Here is a 2,360-nt window from a genome sequence, read left to right as displayed (position 1 = left end):
CCAAATGTAGAGCAAATCACCGCCGTTGAGAAAGACAAGCTAACCGGGCTGGTGCTATCGGCAGTCAACAGTAAATTGCCAGTGCCTGCCACTACCCATATTTCAGGCTTCGAGGAAGCTCCTGTAAATGACAACGGTACTCACGATCTGGTTGTAAGCAACATCCCGTTTGGAAACTTTTCGGTGTATGACCCGGCGTATCCTGACAAAGACCTGTCGGGCAGAATACATAACTATTTTTTTGCAAAAGGGTTGGATAAGCTGGCCGATGGCGGGCTAATGGCATACCTTACCACAGATGCCTTTCTAAACAGCCCTTTCAACCAAGGGGCAAGGCAATACCTTTTTGAAAAGGCAGATTTTGTAGGTGTGGCAGTAATGCCCGATAACCTGATGAAAGAAACAGGTAATACGGAAGCGCCCAGCCATTTACTGATCGTTCAAAAAAATAGCGGGAAAGAGAAATTAAGCCGGGAAGAAGAATCCCTAAATACGATTCAGGAACGTGAAAATGAATTTGGCCGCTATCCTAAGAACTATTTTATCGCTATAAGCGAGCACGACGTCGTTGTCGGCAACAGGCAAATGGCGGGTACTAACCAGTATGGGCGTGCTACGGAAGTGGTATGGCAGGATGGCCCAATGGATGGTATTGCCGCTGTTTTAAAGGCAAGCCTTGATAACCAGTTCCAAAACCGTTTCAACAAGGAACGGTTCCTACTGGCGCAGGGCTATAAACCGGAACTACCAAAGGAGGAAATTAAAAAGCTGACCTACCTGCCGATGCCGGAGAGCAAAGCGCAGACAGAACCCGTACAACTGGGGTTATTTGATACCGCTCCTGAGGAAAGCATAAACAGGGCGCTGGCTTACGTGAACCCGATGGATGAAGGGGTTGTGCAGAAAAACACTGCCCGTATCATCAGTACTATCAGGACAACGGATAATCCCTTGCATGAAAATGTGGTGCTCCTAACGGCAAAGCAGCATAAGACTAATCGCTTTTTATACAAGCTGTATTCCAATGTAAAAGAGATCGACGGCCTTTCGGCTAACTGGATGGACGCAAGGCTGCTGGGTCACGAGCTTAGTATTCTCTCAGAGCGATTACAAAGTTTCGGGCATACCTACAGGTATGATGGCGACCGCACACTGGAGGGAATGTTCAGCCTGGAACGCAAAGAGATCACTCCTTTTGATACCCTAAAGCCTTTTTATAAGGAAGGCACCCTGGTCCTTCACTTTGGACAGGTAGGAACGATCAAAGAACCTGATGCAGAATTTAAGCAGGCAGTATTCCAGCCGCTTAGCCTGCCGGGCAATACTGTTTTCTATGAGCGGTATACCACCTTGCGCGACAGTTATCTTGAACTTTCAGCCAGGGAAATAAGCGGTGAGGCTATTCCGGCGAAGGACCGCGCGTCGCTGAGCGCCTTATATGATGAATTTACAGCGCGTTATGGTTCACTTAACCTCGCCGCTAACCGAAGGCGCATACTGGAAGATACCGCCTTTGGGTTGGTGACGCTATCCTCGTTGGAGCGCAAAGATGGTGAACGGTTTGTCAAATCGGATATCCTTAGCGGCTCCGTGCAAAAGGCGCAGGAACGTTTTGCAACGGAAGACCCTGTGGAGGCCTTAGCGCATAGCCTTAATGACACAGGAAAAGTTGACCTTAATTTCATTCAGGCTGCTTTGGGAATCAACGAGGCTGAGGCGATAAGCAGGCTGGGGAACCATATTTATCTCAATGCTGCCATTGATACCTGGGAAACGGCTGATAAATACCTAAGCGGTAATGTCGTTGAAAAGCTGGCGCAGGCAAAACTTAGATCGGAGGCTGAACCCGCTAATCCGCAGTACGGGCGAAGCATGCAGGCACTGGAAAAAGTGCAGCCCGAGCGCATCCCATTTGAATTACTCGATTTTAACCTTGGCGAGCGCTGGATTCCCACGGATTATTACAGAAGGTTTGCCAGCGAACTCTTTGAACAGGACACGGCGATCAGTTATTTCCCTTCGCTGGATGCCTTCAAGGTAGCTACTGGGCACAACACAAAGGTTGATCGCGAATTTGCGGTTACCCCTAAGAACGGGCGTATAACATATGGCTATACCATACTTGAGCACGCGCTGGAAAATACCACGCCCTTCTTTACTTATGAGGTATCACTTGGCGGCGGAAAAACGGCCCGTTTGCCGGATAACGATGCCATACAACTGGCGCACCAGAAAATCGAACAGATCCGCGATGGTTTTGTGAACTGGCTTAAAGAGCTACCATCGGAAGAAAAGAAGCACATTGAGAACCTTTACAATGATACGTTCAATTGTTATGTGCTGCGGGAATATGACGGCAG

Annotated in this window: 1 pseudogene; it reads left to right on the top strand. The window is 48.6% G+C overall.

Annotation, left to right across the window (positions count from 1 at the left end):
• A pseudogene (locus FMM05_RS21065) lies at window positions 1–2,360 on the top strand (DNA methylase); the annotation flags it as partial.

The organism is Flavobacterium zepuense (genome assembly GCF_007097145.1).
Taxonomy (GTDB): Bacteria; Bacteroidota; Bacteroidia; order Flavobacteriales; family Flavobacteriaceae; genus Flavobacterium; species Flavobacterium zepuense.
The sequence above is the reverse complement of the archived record's forward strand: the minus strand, read 5'-3'. Positions and strand labels throughout refer to the sequence as shown.